Below are 4,200 nucleotides of genomic sequence, written 5' to 3'. Positions count from 1 at the left end.
CCGACAGCCGCTCACCAGATGACTTCAGCTGACCCGCTCTTGGCATACCAACAACAACGACCAAATTGCCCTTAAGTTACCGGTATTGAGGCTAGGCCGCTGAATTACGCGGAACGCAGGTACAAACGCCGAGGCCAGACCCCATAACTGTGATTGCAGTACTAGGCCGTGACCGGCAGGCCGGCACCCGAAGTTCACACGCAGGAGATTCGGCTGCGCGGCACGGCTGCCGACGCGGACGTGTGGGGAGCGGCAGGAGCTGCGGCCGGTGCGGAACGCTCGGCCGCTGCCCGAGCTGCTGTCGAAATGCTGCCCGTTCTCAGGTTCTGGCACAACTTCCGGGAACCGCACTGGGCCCGCTCGTGCTCGCCTTGGAGTGAATGCCCCTCAACCGGTTGACCAAATGCGATCCGAACGGATGGTTTCGGGCCTTTCATGCACTTCTTTTCGGAGTCGGCGATCACGATGATCCCGTTGCTTTGCAACTCAGACACGTACCTACCGACTGCCGAAGCGAGGAACGATGAAGCTGTTCCACACCCTATCCATGCTGGCCTCAGCCGCTGTACTGGGCACCCTCTCCGTGGCCGGCTGGACGACACCGGCCACCGCCGACTCCTTCGTGGTCAGCGAAGGCCAGTTCAACCAGATGTTCCCGAGCCGGAACCCCTTCTACACCTACCGCGGTCTGGTCGACGCCTTGAGTGCATACCCGCAGTTCGCCGCCGCGGGCAGCGACGCCACACGCAAGCGCGAGGCGGCGGCCTTCCTCGCCAACGTCAGCCACGAGACGGGCGGACTGAAGTACGTCGTCGAGCAGAACGCCGCCAACTATCCGCACTACTGCGACACTTCTCAGCCCTATGGCTGCCCGGCCGGACAGTCCGCGTACTACGGGCGTGGACCGATTCAGCTGAGCTGGAACTTCAACTACAAGGCCGCCGGCGAAGCCCTGCACCTCGACCTGCTGAACAACCCGTACCTGGTGGAGAAGGACCCCGCTGTCGCTTGGAAGACCGGGCTCTGGTTCTGGAACACACAATCGGGCGCCGGGACGATGGCCCCGCACGACGCCATCGTCAACGACAAGGGCTTCGGCGAGACCATCCGCAGCATCAACGGTGCCCTGGAGTGCGACGGCAAGAACCCTGACGAGCGCAACGACCGAATCAACCTGTACAAGCAGTTCGCCTCCGTTCTGGGCACCGACGTCGGCGGCGGCAACCTCTCCTGCTGAAGGGACTGACCGGCGTGGAGTGGAAAGCCGAGCGCAGCGACTTTCCACTCCCCCGGCCGATGCCGGCCGGTATGCGCCAGCCGTGCATGGCAGCACTTGAATGGCAACAACGCCGGGCGGTGACCATCGGGGCTTCACCTCGCTAACTACCCGGCTTTGGGGCTTCACCCCAGATCGTGGACACCCGGACTGACCAGCGCGTACTCCACCGCGTTGAGACCGCTTCGGCCACGCGGCACCGGTCATGAACCGGGTCGGATCGCTACCGACCTCGCGGTGATGGTGGCTGATGACGGCGAGACCATCACGGATCCGGCCGTGCCGTGCGACCAGGGCGAGGTGTTCGGCTCCATCGCAGCTTCCTGGGAACGACGGACGTGTGGCCTCCGGCCAGGCCGTTCTTCACTGCAAGAGTGGGAGATGTCTACTTCGCTCCCGGTGGAACACCGAGTACGACGAGGTGCTGCTGGATCGGACCGACTCCGCTGCGGAATTCGGAGAGGTTCGAAGGGCGACGTTCCAGAGCTTTCTCGACGCGGCGGCCACGTCCCGGTCCTGTCCGGACGTCACCCTGCCCGCGAAGTAATGCGCCGGAGGGAGCGCATGCCGGCGCCTGAAGATCACACGCAGGAGATTCGGCTGTGCGGCACGGCTGCCGACGCGGACGTGTGGGGAGCGGCAAGAGCTGCGGCCTCTGCCCCACCGTCCACGTCGGCCTGATCCTGTCCGATCTGCGGCGGCCGGGAACCGAACCACCGCCCCGCTCCGTCGCGTGCCCGTCGTGCCGGGATCCGCGGTGGTCCCGGCCGGGTCGGGCTGTGACGAAGAGGGACCGGCCCGAGACGTCCGCCGCGACGCGGTTCTCGCCTGGACGGCGATCTGCGGAGGCATGCGGAAGTGGGGTGCCCGCCGGCCCAGCAGGACAGGAGCTCCCGCAGGTCGCGGTGGCACACCAGCACAGCTGAAGAGAACCCTGCGGCTGCGTGACAGCTCCGCGACGTTAACCCCGCAACCGCACCCCGTGCCGCCGCCGCAGCCGGTGGATCTCCCACCAGGCCAGAGCCGTCACCGACACCGGGCCACCGAGGAACGCACAGACAGCGAGCGGCACCGGGCCCGGCGGCAGACCGCCCGCCGACAGACCGAGGAAGGCGATTACCCAGACCAGGACGGAGGTGACCAGTGCGGGCAGAGCCGCGTGCAGTGCGGGCAGGTTGAAGGCGTGCCGTAGTGCTGGACCGGAGGTGAAGCAGAGGAAGTAGATCACCCACCAGAACGGTGTCCAGAGCGCGAAGCACACGAACATCATGGATACCAGGAGCAGTAGTCCGGGCAGACCGGTGAAGTTGCTGGGCAGCAGACTCATGCCCTTGAACGCCGCCATGAACAGCAGCGGTAGCAGCGTCCAGGCGGCGAAGTACCACAGGGCCGACCGGGCGGCCGGCCACAGGTGCGTCCGCATGGCCCGCCGCGCCGCGGGCCTGGCCGCCCAGAAGAGCAGCGCCACCACCACTACCGCGCTCAGCAGCGCCACCCAGGGTGCGAGAAACAGCCGTTGCGTGAACTGCTGTTGTGCCTCCGACACGTCCTGCCAGCCGCCAAACACGGCCAGCAGCACCCCCGACATGGTGAGGGCTGTCCAGGCCCGCACCCGTTGCACCCGGAGGATCTCGGGGTCCTCGATGCGCCCTTCCGGGTGTCCGGGGAAGATCCGGCGTGCCATGCGGCGGGCCGTGCGGGCCAGTTGGTAGCCGGCCAGCAGCGGCACGGTCAGCCACCACAGGCACGGGAGGAGCAGCACCAGCCACATCCCGGGGTGTATCTGTTCCTGCCGTCCTCGCAGCACCTCGCCCAGCGGCGGCCATTCGTCCTCACGCAGCCGTCGCCACAGCGGCGTGTACGGCTGCGGCGGCCGGCCGTATGGCGACTGTCCGGACGGGCGGGGTGCGTTGATGCTCATGAGCGTCCTTCTACGGTCTCGGAAAGCGCGGGTCGTCGTCGGGCGGCTGCCGGCCCGACGGTCGCCCATGTGTGCAGGAACCGCATGTACAACGGGATGCTCATGAGCGCGTACAGCCACAGCACCACCCGTATCGCCCGGTCGACTGGGCCGGTCGTCGCCTTCGTCGTAGTCGCGACGGTAGTGACCAGCGCCTCGGGCTGGTGCGCGTTCGTGAGAACCGGCCACCAATCCGGCCAGATGCGTTATGCCACCGGATCCCGCAGACGTCATCCCGGCAAAGAGTCGATGACCGTAGACGCTCAGGGCGTGCTGCCCGTCCTCAGCGGCCCAGCACAGCGGCGGCCGCCCGCTTCGGCCGTGAGTCCGGCCCTGACGGTCCTGACCGCTACTTGTTGCAGCAGACCGAGGATGCGGTGTTGTTCCGAGCCGCAGGTGCGCGCTGGTCACCGAACGGGCGTGGGAGCTCCGCTGGCGGAGCACAACGCTTCCTGTCCGCGTTCAGCGGCACCTCACCCCACGTCCGACCCCGCCGCCACCTCATGGCCGCACCCGACTACCACGCCGAAATGACCGTCCGCTTCACCATCTGGGAGCAGATCACCGGCACCGCCGGCCTGCCCGCCACGGCCTGAGCACGGAGCCGGAACCGACCCCAGCACGCCCCGACGCCCCGCCAAGCGCCAACACCCTCGACAACGTGACAACGCCTCAGGGACGCCCTGCTCGTGTCCCGGCTATGCGCCAGCCTTCTCGACCGTCGCGGTGAACGGGGCCTCGTACGTCGGTGGCGTCTTCACCCAGGAGCCGGTGACCCGCCACCCGTTCCGCTCCAGGGCCCGGGTGGTGGCATCGGGATCGAACGGCTCGTCGGGCCCGGTGCCGGTGCAGTAGCCGAGCGGGCCCTGGGGGGGGTGCCCCTATCTGTTTCGTCAACCCTGACGGGTCTGATTCATAGGGGTTCGCGCTGGTTTCCGGGAACGTCCCGCGAAGCGGGATGTTC

Annotated in this window: 2 protein-coding genes; one reads left to right on the top strand and one right to left on the bottom strand. The window is 67.4% G+C overall.

The genetic code is table 11. From position 1 onward, the window contains the following. Positions 1-547: 547 nt before the first annotated feature. Positions 548-1,237: a chitinase gene (locus ACFYXM_RS36940; protein ID WP_389296217.1), complete on the top strand. Its 690-nt coding sequence runs from the start codon at positions 548-550 to the stop codon at positions 1,235-1,237. A 1,000-nt stretch (positions 1,238-2,237) separates the two neighbouring features. On the opposite strand, the gene ACFYXM_RS36935 is transcribed toward ACFYXM_RS36940, so the two are convergent. Next, the gene (locus tag ACFYXM_RS36935) at positions 2,238-3,197 is read right to left on the bottom strand and encodes a hypothetical protein (protein WP_389296215.1); all 960 of its coding nucleotides are present in this window, start codon (positions 3,195-3,197) and stop codon (positions 2,238-2,240) included. Positions 3,198-4,200 lie beyond the last annotated feature (1,003 nt).

Origin of the sequence: Streptomyces sp. NPDC002476 (genome assembly GCF_042889785.1) — a bacterium.
In the GTDB taxonomy this organism is placed as follows: domain Bacteria; phylum Actinomycetota; class Actinomycetes; order Streptomycetales; family Streptomycetaceae; genus Streptomyces.
Note: the sequence above shows the minus strand (reverse complement) of the source record. Positions and strands in the feature narration are given on the sequence as shown.